Origin of the sequence: Streptococcus sp. GMD1S (assembly GCF_000296875.1) — a bacterium.
Classification (GTDB): Bacteria; Bacillota; Bacilli; order Lactobacillales; family Streptococcaceae; genus Streptococcus.
This window is the reverse complement of record NZ_AJQY01000280.1, coordinates 1-581: the sequence shown is the minus strand read 5'-3', so window position 1 is coordinate 581 and position 581 is coordinate 1. Positions and strand designations below refer to the sequence as shown.

Annotated in this window: 1 protein-coding gene; it reads left to right on the top strand. The window is 42.0% G+C overall.

What is annotated here, in order from left to right; all coding sequences use genetic code 11:
• Positions 1–581: HAD-IC family P-type ATPase (locus GMD1S_RS08795; RefSeq protein ID WP_000385941.1), on the top strand; the 581-nt coding region annotated here is incomplete at both ends.

The window sequence follows — 581 nt, the reverse complement described above, 5'->3', positions numbered from 1 at the left end:
TTCTTCGGAGCCTATGAATTTCTAGGCTTTACCCAGCCGATGGATGCCTACTATGAGCATCTGAAACAGCAAGGTTTTCGAATCTTAACACTCGCTCATAGCAAGGACCAGATTACTAGTCCAGCTAATATGGAACTACTAGGCCACGTCGTTTTGTCAGATGAGATTAAGGACAATACCAAGGAAACCTTTGACTATTTCGAATCTCAAGGTGTTGAAGTGAAGATTATCAGTGGTGATAATCATGTGGCTGTATATGGGGTGGCTCGTAAGGCAGGTTTTAAGGAAGAAGCGCGGGCTATTGATATGACCAAGGTGAGCGATGATGACTTTGAAAGAGTGGTCTTGGAACACGAAATATTTGGACGTGTGACACCTGAACAGAAGCAAAAGATGGTATCTATTTTGCAAAATGCTGGTAAAACAGTTGCCATGAGTGGTGATGGAGTCAATGATGTTCTGGCTCTCAAGAAAGCAGATATTAGTTTTGCCATGAAGGGGGCTACGAGTGCAGCCAAAAGTGTATCCAATATTGTTTTTCTCACAGATGACTTTGCAGTATTTTATGATATCTTGATGGA